This is a genomic window from Streptomyces sp. RLB3-17 (assembly GCF_007113425.2).
GTDB classification, from domain to species: Bacteria; Actinomycetota; Actinomycetes; order Streptomycetales; family Streptomycetaceae; genus Streptomyces; species Streptomyces mirabilis_D.
This window is the reverse complement of sequence record NZ_CP041610.2, coordinates 10,786,958-10,804,344: the sequence shown is the minus strand read 5'-3', so window position 1 is coordinate 10,804,344 and position 17,387 is coordinate 10,786,958. Positions and strand designations below refer to the sequence as shown.

Here is a 17,387-nt window from a genome sequence, read left to right as displayed (position 1 = left end):
GGCGTGCCCCCGCGCGGGGGCACGCCGGTCCATCGCAGCGACCACACACGAGTTGGGAGCACACGTTGGCACGCCGTACCCGCACAAGACGGCTTCTGGGAACCATCGCAGGCACCGCACTGGCCACCGGGGCAGCCCTGGTCACCGCCCCGCCGACGAGCGCGGAGACCGCGCCGCCAGCGGCCGCGTCCGTGACCGTCCGGCCTGATCCCTCGTACAAGGAGCAGAGCTTCGAGGGCTGGGGCACCAGCCTGGTCTGGTTCGCCAACGCCACCGGCAACTACCCGGCACCGATCCGCGAGAAGCTCGCCAAGCTCCTGTTCGGCGACGACGGCCTCAATCTGAACATCGCCCGCTACAACATCGGCGGCGGCAACGCCCCCGACGTCCAGAACTACCTGCGGGCCGGCGGCGCGGTCGAGGGCTGGTGGAAGGCCCCGGACGGCACCACCCGCACGGACACCGACTGGTGGAGCGCCGACGACGCGGCCGACTGGAACCCGAACGCCGACGCCACACAGCGCTGGTGGGTGGACCGGATCAAGAAGGACATCACCCACTGGGAGACGTTCAGCAACTCGCCGCCCTGGTTCATGACCAACAGCGGCTATGTCTCCGGCGGCTTCAACTCCTCCGCCGACCAGCTCAAGGCCGACTCCGTCGACGACTTCGCCGCCTATCTCGCGGGCGCGACCAAGCGGCTGGAGAAGGCACACGGCATCAAGGTCAACACCCTCGACCCGTTCAACGAGCCGAACACGAACTACTGGGGTACGCGTCTGGGCGCGGACGGGCAGCCGGTCGGCGGCCGCCAGGAGGGGGCGCACATCGGCCCCGCGCTCCAGCAGCAGGTCATCCGCGCGCTGGCCCCCGCCCTCGAGAAGGCGAAGACCGGCACGAAGATCTCCGCGATGGACGAGACCAACCCGAGCATCTTCACGCAGAACTGGAACTCCTACCCCCAGGACGTGCGGGACCTCGTCGGCCAGCTGAACGTCCACACCTACGGCACCGGCGGCCGTACCAGTGCGCGCGACCTGGCCAAGGCGGCGGACAAGCCGCTGTGGATGAGCGAGGTCGAGGGCGACTGGGGCGACGGCCAGAGCTTCACGGACATGCGGCCGGGACTGGGCCTGGCCCAGCAGATGGTCGACGACCTGCGCGAACTCGAGCCCAAGGCCTGGGTGTTCTGGCAGCCGGTCGAGGACTACGACAACATGAAGCCCGGCGGTGAGTCCGCCAAGGGCGGCAACTGGGGCAGCATCCAGATCCCGTTCAGCTGCACCTCCGCCGACACCCTCGCGACCTGCCCCATCCACACGAACACGAAGTTCGACACCGCCCGCAACTTCACCCACTACATCAAGCCGGGCGACCGGCTGATCAAGACCGACGACACGTCCAGCGCCGCCGCGGTCTCCAAGAGCGGCAACGGGGCGACGGTCGTCCACGTCAACAGCACCACCAGCGCGCGTACGGTCACCATCGACCTGTCCAAGTTCGGCCACATCGCGCGGGGCGCGACGGTGACTCCCGTGGTGACCAGCGCCGACGGCAAGCTGGCACGCCAGAGCCCCGTCGCGGTCACCGACCGCCAGGCCACGTTCACGGTGCCCGCCCAGTCGGTGACCTCCTTCGTCGTCAAGGGCGTGTCGGGCGTGGCGAAAGACGCCGCTCTGCTGAAGAAGGGCCACACCTACTCCCTGACCGGCGTCCAGAGCGGCAAGGCGCTCACCGTCGCGGACGACGGCGGCAAGCTCGTCATCAAGACGGCGAGCACGGACGCGGCCACGGTCACCGGCCAGCGGTGGCAGCTGCGACAGATCAGCGGCCAGACCGGCAACCGGCAGCGGTACGTGTTCACCAACCCGGTGGAGGGCAAGCGGCTGGCCGTACGCGACGGCGCCCCGGTCCTGGAGGCGGACACCGGCCCTCGTGACACGGCCACGCAGTGGATCATGTCAACGACCGGTGACGGCACCTGGACCCTCGTCAACGCCGCCACCGGAAAGCTCCTGGAGGTGGGCGGCCAGGCCACCGCCGACGGATCCGCCGTCACGATCTGGACGCCGAACTCCGGCTCCAACCAACGGTGGACGGTGTCCGACGTGACCACCGGAACCGGCTCCTAGCGCTACCGCGCCATCCCTCTCCGCGCCCGCCCGTGACGGTCGGCGCGGGTGCGGAGAGGATGCCTCGGCCGCGTCAAACGCCTTGTGTATCAGGTGAGTCCGAGCAGTCCCCTGCACACGGCCGCCGCCCGATTGCCGACCCTGAGTTTGCGATACGCGCGCACGAGGTGGGTCTTGACCGTGGCCTCGCTGAGGTACAGCGCCTCGGCGATGCCCCGGTTGCTGCGCCCCTCGGCCAGCAACCGGACGACCTCGATCTCGCGATGGCTCAAGTCCTGCTCCGGATCGACCACTTGGCCGACAAGTTCGCCGACGATCTCCGCGACGAGTCCCATGGAGCCCGCGGCCGCGCAGGAGCAGCAGGGGGATCCAGAGGTGCCGCCCCCGGTGGACGAGGCAGCGGCGGCGGGGCCGGCCGTGGCGCCGAGGGCTCCGAGGCCGAGGGCTGCGGCACAGGCTCCGGCTCCGGCTCCGGCTCCGGCTCCGGCTCCGGCTCCGGTGGCAAGTACACGTCGTCTGCTGAGGAAACCGGACACTCTGTGGGGCCGCTCCGATGGGGGTGAGGACCTCGGCGGGTTGAACGCGGCGCCATGGTCAGTGGCGATTCTGGCGCCGTGCTGTGAGGCCTCGCGTCATCCGTACGCAGCGGAGGACGCGCGTGCGGTGGAATCCGCGTTCAACCGATCGGTTGAACGACGCCGACGGCCGGGCGGGCCGCGCACGTGGTGCCCGTCAGCGCCCCACGTCCGGCCCGACCGGGCGCCGACGCACCCAGCCGAACAGCGCCACCGAACCGACCGCCGCGAACGCGCACCAGGTCGACACGAACTCCAGCTCCCACAGCAGCCAGCAGATCAGCGCGCCCGTGCCCATCAGTACCCCGAGCAGCCGAAGTCCACGGTCACCTGAGAGCAGGAGGGAGCCGACGGTGGCCAGGAGATAGCCGGCGACGAGCAGTTCGGGATGGTCCAGATGCACGAAGTAGCCGAGGGTGTGGCCGCGCACCTCCGCTCGGACGGGACGGGTCACGAGGGCGTAGGCGAGTGCGGCGGCGGTTGCGAGGCCGATCGCCAGGGGGACCGTCAGCGCGCGCCGGGCGTGCGGGGGCGCCGCGCACATCACAGCGGCCGGAACCCACACCGCGAGCAGGGGCAGCGCGATGACGGCCCAGGCCACGGTCGCCGGGCCCGTACCCCCGCCGGAGTCCCAGACCACGGACTCCACGACCTGATGCGCCCCGAGGATCAACGGCAGCGCGGCCAGCGGCAGATCACGGACCCGCCGGACCCGCGCCACACAAGCCACCCCGACCGCGCCGATCCCGACACCGGCGGCCAGGTCGGCCGTCGCACTCCAACACATCGCGCCACCCGGGGGTCGGCCGTCATGTGATGACACCCTTACGCCGACCACCGTAGTGCCGCCGCCGGGCGAACCCATGCAGGGCCACCCGCCGGTGCGGGTTCGAACGGGACCGGCGGCACCGAAATGCGTTCCGTGAAGAGGTGATCGACGCGGGCCGTCAGGGGCGGCCCGCAGCGTCGCGGCATGGACCGCTGCCCATCGTCGGCTCCCACTCTCGACCCCGGCTCGGTGTCGACGTAAATCAGTTCGCGGAGTGGGGAGTTGATCCCTACGGTGTGACGCCGGACGAGTTCGGACTCACAGCATGACGCGCGTTAGGGAGTTGCCATGCCCCCGCAGATGAAGCTCACGGCGATCACGCTCGACTGCGCCGATCCAGAGACACTGGCCGCGTTCTATCACCAAGCCACCGGGCTTGAGCTTCACCCCAAATCCAACGGTGACTTCGCCGGCGTCACCCGCGAGGACGGGCTAGCGATCGGTTTTCAACGCGTCGACGACTACCAGGCTCCGCGTTGGCCGGACCAGGCCGCGCCCCAGCAGAGCCACCTCGACTTCGCGGTCGATGACCTCGACGAGGCGGAGGCCCTGCTGTTGCGGTTGGGCGCGGCCAAACCGGAGTACCAACCGGGGGGAGACAGATGGCGGGTCTTCACTGATCCGGCCGGCCATCCCTTCTGTCTGATCAGGGGCTGACGTCAAAAGCGCCGTCGAGCAAGGACCCCTGTCAGCCACCGACGTAGGTTGCGAGGTGCTTGCCGGTGAGGGTGGAGCGGGATGCGACGAGGTCGGCGGGGGTGCCCTCGAAGACGAGGCGGCCGCCGTCGTGGCCGGCGCCGGGGCCGAGGTCGATGATCCAGTCGGCGTGCGCCATGACCGCCTGGTGGTGCTCGACGACGATGACCGACTTGCCGGCGTCGACGAGCCGGTCGAGCAGGCCGAGCAGCTGCTCGACGTCGGCGAGGTGGAGGCCGGCGGTGGGCTCGTCGAGGACGTAGACGCCGCCCTTCTCCGCCATGTGGGTGGCCAACTTGAGGCGCTGGCGCTCGCCGCCGGAGAGGGTGGTGAGGGGCTGGCCGAGGGTCAGATAGCCGAGGCCGACGTCGGCGAGCCGGGTCAGGATCCGGTGCGCGGCCGGTGTCGCCGCCTCGCCGGCGCCGAAGAACTCCTCCGCCTCGGTCACCGACATCGCGAGCACCTCGCTGATGTCGCGGCCGCCGAGGTGGTATTCGAGCACCGACGCCTGGAACCGCTTCCCCTCGCACTCCTCGCAGGTGGTCGCGACGCCCGCCATCATCGCCAGGTCGGTGTAGATGACGCCGGCGCCGTTGCAGGTGGGGCAGGCGCCCTCGGAGTTGGCGCTGAACAGGGCCGGCTTCACGCCGTTGACCTTGGCGAACGCCTTGCGTATCGGATCGAGCAGTCCGGTGTACGTCGCCGGGTTGCTGCGCCTGGAGCCGCGGATCGCGGCCTGGTCGACCGACACCACTCCCTCGCCTGCCGGGATCGAGCCGTGCACGAGCGAGCTCTTCCCGGAGCCGGCGACGCCGGTGACGACGGCGAGCACCCCGAGCGGGATGTCGACGTCGACGCCCTGCAGGTTGTGCGTCCTCGCGCCGCGGATCTCCAGCGTGCCGGTGGGCTTGCGCACCGCCTCCTTGACGGCGGCCCGGTCGTCGAAATGGCGGCCGGTGATGGTGCCACCGGTCCGCAGTCCCTCGACGGTGCCTTCGAAGCAGACGGTGCCGCCCGCCGTACCGGCGCCGGGGCCGAGGTCGACGACATGGTCGGCGATCGCGATCGTCTCCGGCTTGTGCTCCACGACGAGCACCGTGTTGCCCTTGTCCCGCAGCCGCAGCAGCAGGTCGTTCATCCGCTGGATGTCATGCGGGTGCAGGCCGATGGTGGGCTCGTCGAAGACGTAGGTGACGTCGGTGAGCGAGGAGCCGAGGTGGCGGATCATCTTGACGCGCTGCGCCTCGCCGCCGGACAGCGTGCCCGCCGGCCGGTCGAGCGAGAGGTAGCCGAGCCCGATCTCCACGAACGAGTCGAGGGTCTGCTGCAACGCGGTGAGCAGCGGCGCCACCGACGGCTCGTCGAGACCGCGGACCCACTCGGCCAGGTCGCTGATCTGCATCGCGCAGGCGTCGGCGATGCTGATCCGCTTGATCTTCGACGACCGGGCCCCTTCGTTGAGCCGGGTGCCGTCGCACTCGGGGCAGGTGGTGAAGGTGACCGCCCGGTCCACGAACTCCCGGATGTGCGGCTGCATGCCCTCCCGCTCCTTGGCGAGCATGGACCTCTGGATCCGCGGGATCAGCCCCTCGTAGGTCATGTTGATGCCCGCGATCTTCATCCGGGTCGGCTCGCGGTGCAGGAAGTCGTGCAGTTCCTTCTTGGTGAACTTCCGGATCGGCTTGTCCGGGTCGAAGAAGCCCGACTCGCTGTAGAGCCGTGAGTTCCAGCCGCCCCCCGTGTACCCGGGGACGGTGATCGCGCCCTCGGAGAGCGACTTGGAGTCGTCGTAGAGCTGCGTGAGGTCGAGGTCGGAGACCGAGCCACGGCCCTCGCAGCGCGGGCACATGCCACCGGTGATGCTGAAGCTGCGGCGCTCCTTCACGGTCTGTCCGCCGCGCTCCATGGTGACCGCGCCGGCTCCGCTGATCGAGGCCACGTTGAAGGAGAACGCCTTGGGCGAGCCGATGTGCGGCTTGCCGAGCCGGCTGAAGAGGATGCGGAGCATCGCGTTGGCGTCGGTGGCGGTGCCGACCGTGGAGCGGGGGTCGGCGCCCAGCCGCTGCTGGTCGACGGTGATCACGGTGGTCAGTCCGTCGAGGACGTCGACCTCGGGCCGCGCCAGCGTCGGCATGAAGCCCTGCACGAAGGCGCTGTACGTCTCGTTGATCAGTCGCTGCGACTCCGCCGCGATCGTGTCGAACACCAGCGAGCTCTTGCCCGAGCCGGACACGCCGGTGAACACCGTCAGCCGGCGCTTCGGGATCTCGATGCTGACGTCCTTGAGATTGTTCTCGCGCGCGCCGTGCACGCGGATCAGATCGTGGCTGTCGGCAACGTGCGGCGCAGGCGACTGCGGGTCCGTCCTCGGGGCCATGCTCATCGTGTCTCCATCTGTCGAGTGGGGCCGCCTGCGCGGACTCCGTCGGCGTCGCCTGGCTGGATCCGACCAGCTCCGAGAGTAACGTCTGACGTTTCCCGTGTCGGAGCGTTCGTGGCAGCGGTCGCTGCCGGCCTGGCCGTCACGCTAGCCGCGGCTCACCGGCCGGCGCTTCTCGAATCCTGACCGGTCCGGTCGCGCGCGTCGCTTTCACGCCGGAAGCGCGCTGCCGTCCCGCCGCTGGATCGTCGCCGCCGCCCGGTGGAGTTCGGTGAGCACCGTGCGTACGGCCCTTCGCGCGGCGCGTTCGGGGCGGTGGAGCACGTCGATGTGGCGCCGGGTGTGCACGCCGCTGAGAGGTCTGAGGACGAGTGCGGGGTGTGGGCGCGTGGTCCAGCGGGGCATGAGGGCCAGGCCCCCGCCGGCGGCGACGGCCTCGGCGACGACCGAGAATTCGTTGATGCGATGGACGATGTCGAGCCGTCGGTTCGCGGCGCTCGCGATGGCGTCGATGGTGGCCATCAGCGGGAACCCGTCGTGGACGGTGATCCAGGGTTGGTCCGCGACGTCGCGCGGGGTCAGACGTCGTTTGGCGGTCAGGGGGTGCCCGGCCGGCAGAGCCACGTCCAGCGGCTCACGCAGCAGCGTGTCGGCGGTGACCGTGTCCGGCCACGGCGGCGCCTGGTCGAGACGGTGCGCGAGTACGAGGTCGTAGTCCCGGGTCAGTCCGGGGAAGTGGTCCTGCGCGACGTCCTCGTCGGCGAGCGAGAGCCGCGGGCGTCCAGGTCCTGCCTGGCCGAGCAGCAGGAGCGGGAAGAACGCGGAGGCCGCGCTGTGGAAGGCCGCCACCGACACGCCCGCGTCCGGCTGGTCGACGAACTCGTCGATCGCGTGCCGTGCCGCGGCCATCGCGGTCTCCACCTCGATCGCGGCACGGGCCAGGGCTTGCCCGGCATCGGTGAGCACCAGCCGTCGGCCGTCACGTGCGGTGAGAGGGACCGGGATGGAGCGTTGCAGCAGCCGCAACTGCTGGGAGATCGCCGAGGGCGTCATCAACAGCGCCTCGGCGGTGGCGGTGACGCTTCCCGACTCGCCGAGCTCCCGCAAGATCTGCAACTGTCGCTCATTCACCTGCTCAGTGTAGTGATGCTTCAGGTTCGCTGAAGAACATCGTTCTTGGCTTCAGGGTGGGAACAGTGCAGCGTAGGGGCGTGTTCCATACCCGCCGCACTGACGCAGTGCTTCTCCTTGTCGCCATCGTCTGGGGCTCCAGCTACCTGGCCGCGAAGACAGCCACCCATGCCCTGCCCGTCCTGGTGGTGCTGTTCGCGCGGTACGCGATCTCCGCGATCGCCTGCCTCGCCCTCGTCGCCGCCCGCCGGAAGGAGCGCTGCACGCGGGACGAAGTACGAGCCGGGACTGTGCTGGGGATCACCCAGGCCGCTGTCCTGGTTCTGGAGACGTACGGTGTCGCGCACACCAGCGCGGCCAACGCCGGACTGATCATCAGCCTCACCATCGTGCTCACCCCACTGCTGGACCGCACGACGGACAACGGACGGCTGCCTCCGCGCTTCTTCGCCGCCACGGGTGTGTGTCTGCTGGCCGTCGCCCTGCTCATGTCCGGCAACGGCTTCCACACCCCCGGGATCGGCGACCTGCTGATGCTCGCCGCCGCGGTGGTGCGCGCGGCACATGTCGCACTCGTGGGGCGGCTCACGAAGGGCCGCGACGTGCGGGCGTTGCAGCTCACGACCGTCCAGACGGCTGTCGGCTCGGCGCTGTTCGTCGTGCCCGCCGCGAGCGCCCTGCCGACGCTGACTCGGGTCGATGCCGCGGTCTGGGGTCAGCTCGTGTATCTCGCCCTGTTCTGCAGCGTGTTCGCCTTCCTCGCCCAGACCTGGGCGGTGCAGAAGAGCTCCGCCAGCCGGGCCAGTCTGCTGCTGGGCACCGAACCGGTCTGGGCGGTCGTGGTCGGCGTCTGCCTCGGCGGCGAAGGGTTCACCGTCCTCGCCGCCCTCGGCGCCGCGCTCATGGTCACCGGAACGTACTGGGGACAGCACATCGAACGCACCCACCGCACCACCCACATCGAGGAGTCCCCATGCCGGACAACGGCACCTACGAGCGTCTGATCAGCCTGCTCGACAGCACCGCGACCGCGTACGAACTCATCGACCACGAACCGGAAGGCACCACCGAGACGGTCAGCGCACTGCGCGGGCACCCGGTGTCCGAAGCCGCGAAGTGCCTCGTCCTGATGGTCAAGATCGACCGGCGGGTCACTCGCCACGTGCTCGCGGTCGTTCCCGGGGACCGGCGTGTGGACCTCGACGCCATCCGCACGCTGTTCGCGGCCCGCTACGTCGGATTCTGCGACGCCGCCACGGCGGAGCGACTGGCCCATGCCGTCCCCGGCACCGTTCTGCCCTTCAGCTTCGACCCCGCACTCGAACTCGTCGCCGATCCGGACGTCGTCGCGCGGCCGTGCCTCTACTTCAACGCCGCCCGCCTTGACCGTTCGCTGGCCATGTCCGGGGCGGACTACGCCAGGCTCGCGGAGCCGCGTGTCGAACGCATCGCCGGTCCCGGCGCGGACTGAGCAAGAAGGCCCCGCCTCCGGAAGGTCGGAGGCGGGACGGTGTGCAGCGGCGGCCGACGCGCCGCCGGGTTGCAGCGCCGCTGAACGGCACTTCGGCTGACGTACGGTTACGGCGAGTGGTCTGCGGTCGAAGTCGTAGGGGTGGGAAATGGCCGAGTTCCAGGGCGAGTTGGTGCGTGTGTTGACCGGCACGCTGAAGGAGCATTCGGCTCGGCGGGGAGGCAGGACCGCCTACGTGGACGGCCGCCGCGCCGTCACCTACCGGGAGTTGGAGGAGCGCACCGGCTGGCTGGCGGGGCATCTGGCGCGGCTCGGGGTGCGGCGCGGGGAGCGGGTCGCGATCCATCTGGGCAATCGGGTGGAGCTCGTGGAGAGCTGTCTCGGGGTGCTGCGGGCCGGGGCCATCGGCGTGTTGCTGAACCCCGGTGCGTCGGCCGAGGAGTTGGGGTATTTCCTCGACGACAGCGGCGCGGTCCTGTTGATCACCGAGGAGTCGCTCGCCCCCCGGGTCGCCCGACTGGCCGCCGTGCGGCCCGAGTTACGGGTGGCCGTCGTCGGCCCGGGCGACCTGCCCGCCGACACGTTCGCCTTCGAGGACCCGCCCGCCGACGCGCTCGCCTTCGAGGACCTGGCCGGGACGGATCCTGGTGTGGCGCCCCGGGACGACCTCGGTCTCGACGATCCGGCGTGGATTCTCTACACCTCGGGCACGACCGGGGAGAGCAAGGGCGTGGTCTCCACCCAGCGTGCCGCCCTGTGGTCGGTGGCGGCGGCCTACGTCCCGGCGCACGGACTGCGGGCGGAGGACCGACTGCTGTGGCCCCTGCCCATGTTCCACGCCTTCGCGCACTCGCTGTGCCTGATGGGAGTGATCGCGGTCGGTGCGAGCGCACGCCTCCTCGCCCCGGGTGCGAGCGTCGCCCAGGCGCTGGCCGCCGAGCCGTTCACCATTCTGGCCGGGGTGCCCGCCACCTATCGCCTCCTGCTGGAGTCGCTGCGGGAGACGGCGGCCCCGGTGTCCTCGTCACTGCGCCTGTGCGTCACCGGGGGCGCACCCTGTCCCCCTGAGCTGAAGGCGGAGGTCGGCCGTGTCCTCGGCGCTCCCCTGCTCGACGGCTACGGCTCCACGGAGACCTGCGGGAAGATCGCGGTCCAGCGGCTCGACGGACCCCGTGACGACGCCTCCAGCGGGCCTCCGCTGCCGGGGCTCTCGGTGCGGCTGACCGATCCGTCCACCGGTGCCGAGGTCACCGACGGGGCCGACGGGGAGATCTGGGTCCGCGGCCCTGGACTGATGACGGGCTATCACAACCGTCCGGACGCCACCGCGAAGGCGTTCTCCGACGGTTGGTACCGCACGGGGGACCTGGGCCGGCTCGGCGGGAACGGCCATCTCCATGTCACCGGCCGGGTCAAGGAACTCATCATCCGGGGCGGGGAGAACATCAACCCGTCCGAGGTCGAACAGGTACTGCTGGCCCGTCCCGACATCGCCGACGCCGCTGTCGTCGGCCGCCGGCACGACGTGCTGGGCGAGGTGCCGGTCGCCTTCGTCGTCCCGGGACCGGACGGGTTCGACACGGCGCGGGCGCTCGCCGACTGCCGGGAGCGGCTGTCCGGGTTCAAGGTGCCGGACGAGATCTACCCGACCCCCGCGATCCCCCGCACGCCCTCCGGCAAGATCGTCCGGTCGGCGCTCGCCGAGCAGTTGACGGAGCGGCTCGCCGCCGAACGTGCGGCCGCGTCCTCGGCGCTGCGTGCGCGGCTGACGGCCGCGTCCGACGCCGTACTGGACCTGGTACTCGACGAGACCGCCCGCACGCTCGACGTCCCCGCGCAGTCGCTCGATCCCGAACTGCCCTTCACGGCACAGGGACTCACCTCGCTCGGCGGCGTGCTGTTGCGCGACCGGCTGGGCACGGCGACCGGTCTCGATCTGCCGGCGACGCTGGTGTTCGACCATCCCACGCCGGCCGCCGCGGCGGTCCTGGTGCGCGACGCGCTGCACGGCGACCGCAGGCCCGCCGCCGCGCGCACGTCCGGCGGCGGACCCCGCGTCGAGCCCGGGGAGCCCATCGCCGTCGTGGCCATGGCGTGCCGCTACCCCGGGGGCGTGGAGTCCCCTGAGGATCTGTGGCGGCTCGTCGCGGACGGCACCGACGCGACCTCGGACTTCCCCACCGACCGTGGCTGGAACACGGCCGACCTGTACGACCCCGACCCCGACCGGCCCGGCACGTCCCTCACCCGCAGGGGCGGCTTCCTGCACCGGGCGGCCGACTTCGACGCGGCCTTCTTCAACATGTCGCCGCGCGAGGCGCTGGCCACCGATCCGCAGCAACGGCTGCTGCTGGAGACCGGCTGGGAGCTGCTGGAACGGGCGGGCCTCGACCCGTCGGAGCTGCGCGGCAGCGACACCGGTGTCTTCGTCGGCGTGATGCACGCCGACTACGGGCGCCGCCTCCTGCAGCGCGGCGGACACGAACTGGAGGCGCATCTCGCCCTCGGTTCGGCGGGCAGCGTCGCCTCCGGCCGGATCGCCTACACGCTGGGGCTGCGCGGGCCCGCCGTGACGGTGGACACCGCGTGTTCGTCGTCGCTGGTGGCGATGCACACGGCCGTACGGTCCCTGCGCGACGGCGAGTGCTCGCTGGCCGTCGCGGGCGGGGTCACGGTCATGGCCTCGCCCGGTCCGTTCATCGCGTTCAGCAGGCTGCGCGGACTGGCACCGGACGGGCGCTGCAAACCCTTCTCCGCGGCGGCCGACGGCACCGCCTGGGGCGAGGGCGTGGGGCTGGTTCTGCTGGAACGGCTGTCCGACGCGCGGCGCAACGGTCATCCGGTCCTGGCCGTGCTGCGCGGCTCGGCCGTCAACTCCGACGGCGCGTCTAACGGGCTGACCGCCCCCAACGGGCCCGCGCAGCAACGGGTGATCCACGCGGCCCTCGCCGACGCGGGACTGTCCGCGGCGGACGTGGACTCGGTGGAGGCGCACGGCACGGGCACCGCGCTCGGCGATCCGATCGAGGCGCAGGCTCTGCTGGCCACGTACGGACAGGCCCGGACCGCCCAACAGCCGTTGTGGCTGGGCTCGTTGAAGTCCAATCTCGGGCACACCCAGGCGGCGGCCGGGGTGGGCGGTGTCATCAAGACCGTACTGGCGATGCACCACAAACGGCTCCCGCGCACGCTGCACGCCGACGAGCCGACACCACGGGTGGACTGGTCGTCGGGCGCCGTACGGCTGCTGACCCGGGACGAGGAGTGGCTCCCCGCGCCCGGGCGGCCCCGACGGGCCGCGGTGTCGGCGTTCGGCATCGGCGGGACCAACGCGCACGTGATCCTGGAGGAGGCCGAGGCGGGCGCGGTCGCCGCGGCACCCTCCCGTCGCGGCGCGGCGACACCGCCGCTGCTCCTCTCCGGCGCGAATTCGGCGGCGCTGCGGGCGCAGGCCGCACGGACCGCGGCCGTACTGCGGGAGCGGCCCGAAATCGCCCTGGTCGACGTGGCGTTCACCCATGCCACCGCCCGGGCCGCACTCCCCCACCGAGCCGCCGTCGCCGCCGACGACCGCGCGGGGACGCTGAGCGCCCTGGACGCCCTGGCGGAGACCGCCGCGTCCCGCCCGGCGGACTCCGCCGGCCGGTCCGCCCTGCTGTTCACCGGTCAGGGAGCCCAACGCTCCGGGATGGGAAGGGAGTTGTGCGAGGCCTTCCCGGTCTTCGCCGACAGCTTCAACGCCTTGTGCGACCGCTTCGACGCGCACTTGGAACACCCGTTGCGCTCGGTGCTCTGGGACACCGCCGCGAGCGAGCTGCTGGATCGTACGGACTTCGCCCAGGCGGCCCTGTTCACCTTCGAGGTGTCCGCCTTCCGACTCCTGGAGTCCTGGGGCGTACGGCCGGACTTCCTGGCCGGACACTCGATCGGCGAGGCGGCGGCGGCGCACGCCGCGGGCATCCTGTCGGAGCGGGACGCCGTCGAACTGGTCGCTGCCCGGGGTCGGTTGATGCGGGAGCTGCCTGCGGGCGGCGCCATGGTGGCGCTCGACGCCACCGAGGTGGAGGTGACCCGCGAGCTGACCGACGGGACCGCGATCGCTGCCGTGAACGGCCCCCGCGCGGTCGTGGTCTCCGGCACGGAGGAACCCGTCCTCGCGCTCGCCCGGCGCTTCGCCGCGCTCGGGCGCCGTACGGTCCGGCTGCGGGTCAGCCATGCCTTCCACTCCCCGCTGATGGACCCGATGCTCGCCGAATTCGGTCGTGTCGTCGGCGGACTGACGTATGGTCAGGCCCGCATTCCGGTGCTGTCGGGGCTGACGGGACTCCCGGCCGCCGGAGACGAGCTGCGGTCGGCCGAGTACTGGGTACGGCACGCCCGCGAGGCCGTGCGGTTCGGGGACGCCCTGCGCTGGCTTGCGTACGACGGGCGGGTGACCGCGTTCACCGAGATCGGGCCGGACGCGCACCTCACGGCCCAGGCCACGACGGCTCTGGCCGAGGGCGGCAAGGACCCGGTGTTCACGGCCGCCGCCCGGCGGGGCGCTCCGGAGCCGCGGACGCTGTTCGACGCGCTCGGTCGACTCCATGTCCACGGTGTGCCGGTGGACTGGCGCAGGGTGTACGCGGACAGCGGCGCCCGCCGGGTCGACCTGCCGACCTATCCCTTCCAGCGGCAGCGCTACTGGCTGTCCGAGCCCGCCACCGACGCGCCGGCCGGTTCGGGCCATCCGCTGCTCACCCAGACGGTCACCGTGCCGGGCACGGAGCGTGTGCTGTGCGGTGGCCGGCTGTCCGGCGCGGCCCAGCCGTGGCTGCGCGACCATGCCGTGGGCGGCCACACCCTGGTGCCCGGGGCCGCGTTCGCCGACCTGGTGCTCCATGCCGGTGACGCGTGCGGTGTCGCCGTACTGGAGGATCTCGCCCTTCTCACCCCGCTGTTCCTCCCCGCCGCCGACGACGAGGGGATCCAGGTCCAGGTGGCGCTGGGAGAGCCGGACGGCGCCGGACGGCGCACGGCGGACGTGTACGCGCGGCCGGAGGAGTCCGGTGCGCTCGGCGCCTGGACGCACCATGCGACCGGTCGGCTCGGACCGGCGGTTGCGGGTGTCCTGGAGCGCCCGGCCTCGCTCGACGCGTGGCCGCCGCCGGATGCCACGCCCGTGGATCTCACCGGCGCCTACGAACGGCTGGCCGCCACCGGTCTCGCGTACGGGCCGGCGTTCCGGGGCGTCACGGCCCTGTGGCGGCGAGGCGAGGAGTTGTTCGCCGAAGTCGGCCCGGTGTCGCTCCCGGAGGCCCGGCGTCACGCCCTCCACCCGGCGCTGCTGGACGCCGCCCTGCACGCGGGACTGCTTGCCGAGCCGCCCTCCGGACCGGCCCGGCTTCCGTTCGCCTGTCAGGGCCTGACACTGCACGCGACCGGGGCCACGGCGCTGCGCGTACGCATCAGGAACACCGGCCCGGACACGGTCGGCCTCGACCTCGCCACGCCCTCGGGTGCGCCCGTGGCCCGGCTGGAGTCGATGACGACCCGACCGGTGCCGAAGGCGGGTGTCGCTCCGGTCGGAGAGCTGTACAGGCTGCGGTGGACCGGCGTTCCGGCTGTCGGCGAAGGACCCGCCCTCGCGGTGGAGGAACCCGACGACCTGGGGCTGGCCGCGTTCCTGCCGCGGCGGGACACGGCCTCCGGGGCCGCGGACGCTCCAGAGGTGGTCGTGGTGTCCTTGTCCGCCCGCGCCGACGAGGGGACCGACCCCGCCGCCGCGGCCCACGCGCTGACCGTACGGGCACTGGATCCGCTGCGTGCGCGGCTCGCCGGTCCCGGGCGGCTGGCCGTGGTCACGCGTGGCGCCGCCGATGCGGCGCCGGACCTGCCCGCCGCGACGGTCTGGGGGTTGCTGCGGGCCGCGCAGGCCGAGTACCCCGGTCGCCTCACCCTCGTGGATGTGGACGGCCGGCCCGAGTCGCTACGGCTGCTGCCTGCCGCCCTCGGCACGGGCGAACCCCAACTGGCCATCCGAGACGGCCTGCTGAGTGTCCCTCGGCTCGCGGCCATTCCCAGGGCGGCGGTGGACGGCTCCCTCGGCCGGGGCACCGTCCTGATCACCGGCGGCACCGGCTCCCTGGGCGCGCTGCTGGCCCGGCATCTGGTCGATCGGCACGGCGTACGGCATCTCGTGCTCGTCAGCCGACGAGGAGAGCGGGCGCCAGGGGCGCAGGCGCTGCGCTCCGAGCTCGAAGGAGCGGGGGCACGGGTGGACCTGATGGCCTGCGACATCACCGAGCGGGATCAACTGACGTCCCTCATCAAGGAGTTCGGGCCCGATCTCACCACCGTGGTGCACACGGCCGGGGTCCTGGACGACGGCGTGCTGGAGGCGATGACCCCCGAGCGGCTGGCGGCCGTACTGCGGCCGAAGGCCGACGCGGCCTGGCATCTGCACGAGCTCACGAAGGATCTGCCGCTGTCGCAGTTCGTCCTGTTCTCCTCGGCCGCCGGACTGCTGGGCAATCCCGGCCAGGCCAACTACGCGGCGGCGAACTCCTTCCTGGACGCACTCGCCCGTCACCGCACCGCCCTCGGCCTCCCCGCGCTGTCCCTGGCCTGGGGTCCTTGGGCCGACGACGACGGGATGGCGGCGCGCGCGGGCCGGGTGCACGGTGGGGCCGTGCGCGCGGTCTCCCCGGAGCAGGCGCTGGCACTGTTCGACGCCGCACTCGGCGGCCGGGAGCCGGTCCTCGCACCGCTGCCGCTGGACCGCTCGCCGGCAGCGCTGCCCGCCGGGACACCCGTTCCGCCGCCGCTGCGGGGGCTGCTGCGCCCTGCCCGGCCGACGGCCTCACCCGCGGGGGCGAACGGGGTGGCGGGCGAAGTGACGGAGCCGGACGGCGTCGCCGGGGCCTGGCGGGAGCGTCTCGCGGCACTGCCGCCGTCCGAGCGGGCGCCCGCCCTGGTGGAACTGGTCCGCGCCGAGGTCGCCACGGTGCTCGGTCATGCGCAGGTCGAGGCCGTCGACCGGGACTTCCCGGAGCTGGGTCTCGACTCGCTGATGAGCGTCCTGCTGCGCAACCGGCTGAGCCTGCTCGCCGGGATCCCGCTGGCGGCCACCGTCGCGTACGACTGGCCGAGCGCGGAGCAGCTCGCGGAGCACCTGTACGCCGAGCTGAGCGGCGCCCTGGCCGACGAGGCCGCTGCCGCCGTGCCACCGGAGGGCGATCCGCGTCATGAACCGACCCGCCCCGACATCCCGACGGTTGAGCGCCGGCGCGAAACCGGCAGGTCGCTGCCGACCCTCTATCGGCAGGTTTGCGAAACGGGCGACGTCGTCTCCGCGATGCACCTCCTCGTGAGCGCGTCCCTCGCCGCACCCACCTTCGGCCACGACGAGGGCGCCCGACACGCGATACCGCCGCTGCGACTGGCCTCGGGGGCGGACGGTCCGGCACTCGTCTGCGTTCCCGGCTTCGCCACCAACCTCGGTCGGCCCTGGTACGCGGGGCTCGCCGGCCCCTTCGACGGCGAGCGGGACGTCTTCGAACTGCGCCACCCCGGCGTCGACACCGGAGTCGCCGTGGCGCGGGACCTGGAGACGCTGGCCGAACTGCACGCCGCGACCGTCCGGCGGCAGCTCGGCGATCGCCCCTACGTCGTCGTGGGCCACTCCATGGGCGGTTCGGCCGCCCACGCGGTCACCGCCCGGCTGGCAGCCGACGGCGCACCCCCGGCCGGACTCGTGCTGGTGGACTCGTACCACGTCACCCCCGACCGGGAAGCCGAGCCCTGGCTGCTGGCGATGCCCGCCCGGATCCCGGCGGCCGTCGGCGAGCGGTTCGACAGCGCGGTGGACGACCTGACCTTGCTGGCGCTGGGCGCGTACACCCGTATGTTCCGCGGCTGGGACCCTCAACCCATGCGGGTTCCCACCCTGTTGGTGCGCGCCTGCGAGCCACTGCCGGACATGCCGGAACGGTGGCGGTCGTCCTGGCCGCTCCCCCACGACGCGGTGGACGCTCCCGGCAGCCATCTCGGTGTGCTGGAGGAGAACGCCCGGACGACGGCCCGGGCCGTGCGCGAGTGGATCGACGCGCTCGCTCCGGGCCGAGGAAGGACCGCATGAGCGCCGCGGCGGGTCTCGTCGCCCGCCGCGGTGTGCCCGAACGGGCACGTGACC

At 72.1% G+C, this 17,387-nt stretch carries 9 protein-coding genes; 5 read left to right on the top strand and 4 right to left on the bottom strand.

Features of this window, described 5'->3' with window-relative positions; all coding sequences use genetic code 11:
• Positions 1 to 65 precede the first annotated feature (65 nt).
• A complete protein-coding gene (locus FNV62_RS48635) occupies positions 66 to 2,132 on the top strand; it encodes an RICIN domain-containing protein (protein WP_143629797.1) in 2,067 nt (688 codons plus the stop codon).
• Positions 2,133 to 2,221: 89 nt separating this feature from the next.
• Here FNV62_RS48635 and FNV62_RS48630 read toward each other — a convergent pair whose 3' ends face one another.
• Positions 2,222 to 2,467 carry a response regulator transcription factor gene (locus FNV62_RS48630; protein WP_143629795.1) on the bottom strand — a complete coding sequence of 82 codons (246 nt, stop codon included), beginning with the start codon at positions 2,465 to 2,467 and terminating at the stop codon, positions 2,222 to 2,224.
• A 397-nt stretch (positions 2,468 to 2,864) separates the two neighbouring features.
• Positions 2,865 to 3,494 (bottom strand): DUF6629 family protein, encoded by a 630-nt coding sequence (locus FNV62_RS48625; protein ID WP_143629794.1) that lies wholly within the window; start codon positions 3,492 to 3,494, stop codon positions 2,865 to 2,867.
• 330 nt (positions 3,495 to 3,824) lie between these two features.
• Between FNV62_RS48625 and FNV62_RS48620 the strand changes: the two genes are divergently transcribed.
• Positions 3,825 to 4,193: a VOC family protein gene (locus FNV62_RS48620; protein ID WP_143604443.1), complete on the top strand. Its 369-nt coding sequence runs from the start codon at positions 3,825 to 3,827 to the stop codon at positions 4,191 to 4,193.
• Positions 4,194 to 4,224: 31 nt separating this feature from the next.
• On the opposite strand, the gene FNV62_RS48615 is transcribed toward FNV62_RS48620, so the two are convergent.
• Both FNV62_RS48615 and FNV62_RS48610 read right to left on the bottom strand, forming a co-directional pair.
• A complete protein-coding gene (locus FNV62_RS48615; protein ID WP_143629793.1) occupies positions 4,225 to 6,615 on the bottom strand; it encodes an ATP-binding cassette domain-containing protein in 2,391 nt (796 codons plus the stop codon).
• Between the two features lie 207 nt (positions 6,616 to 6,822).
• Entirely contained in the window at positions 6,823 to 7,743 is a 921-nt protein-coding gene (locus FNV62_RS48610) for a LysR family transcriptional regulator (protein ID WP_143604441.1), read from the bottom strand.
• An 80-nt stretch (positions 7,744 to 7,823) separates the two neighbouring features.
• Here FNV62_RS48610 and FNV62_RS48605 point away from each other — a divergent pair, with 80 nt between their 5' ends.
• The 3 genes from FNV62_RS48605 (at position 7,824) to FNV62_RS48595 (ending at position 17,333) form a co-directional block, all read left to right on the top strand.
• A complete protein-coding gene (locus FNV62_RS48605) occupies positions 7,824 to 8,747 on the top strand; it encodes a DMT family transporter (protein WP_097288083.1) in 924 nt (307 codons plus the stop codon).
• Positions 8,717 to 9,214: a YbaK/EbsC family protein gene (locus FNV62_RS48600; RefSeq protein WP_143604440.1), complete on the top strand. Its 498-nt coding sequence runs from the start codon at positions 8,717 to 8,719 to the stop codon at positions 9,212 to 9,214. Before FNV62_RS48605 ends, FNV62_RS48600 begins: the two co-directional genes overlap by 31 nt.
• 148 nt (positions 9,215 to 9,362) lie before the next feature.
• Positions 9,363 to 17,333 carry a type I polyketide synthase gene (locus FNV62_RS48595; protein ID WP_144316237.1) on the top strand — a complete coding sequence of 2,657 codons (7,971 nt, stop codon included), beginning with the start codon at positions 9,363 to 9,365 and terminating at the stop codon, positions 17,331 to 17,333.
• Positions 17,334 to 17,387 lie beyond the last annotated feature (54 nt).

Coding starts and splice junctions, on each gene's coding strand:
- FNV62_RS48630 (WP_143629795.1), bottom strand. CDS start 2,467: ATGGGACTCGTCGCGGAGATCGTCGGCGAACTTGTCGGCCAAGTGGTC.
- FNV62_RS48625 (WP_143629794.1), bottom strand. CDS start 3,494: ATGTGTTGGAGTGCGACGGCCGACCTGGCCGCCGGTGTCGGGATCGGC.
- FNV62_RS48620 (WP_143604443.1), top strand. CDS start 3,825: ATGCCCCCGCAGATGAAGCTCACGGCGATCACGCTCGACTGCGCCGAT.
- FNV62_RS48615 (WP_143629793.1), bottom strand. CDS start 6,615: ATGAGCATGGCCCCGAGGACGGACCCGCAGTCGCCTGCGCCGCACGTT.
- FNV62_RS48600 (WP_143604440.1), top strand. CDS start 8,717: ATGCCGGACAACGGCACCTACGAGCGTCTGATCAGCCTGCTCGACAGC.
- FNV62_RS48595 (WP_144316237.1), top strand. CDS start 9,363: ATGGCCGAGTTCCAGGGCGAGTTGGTGCGTGTGTTGACCGGCACGCTG.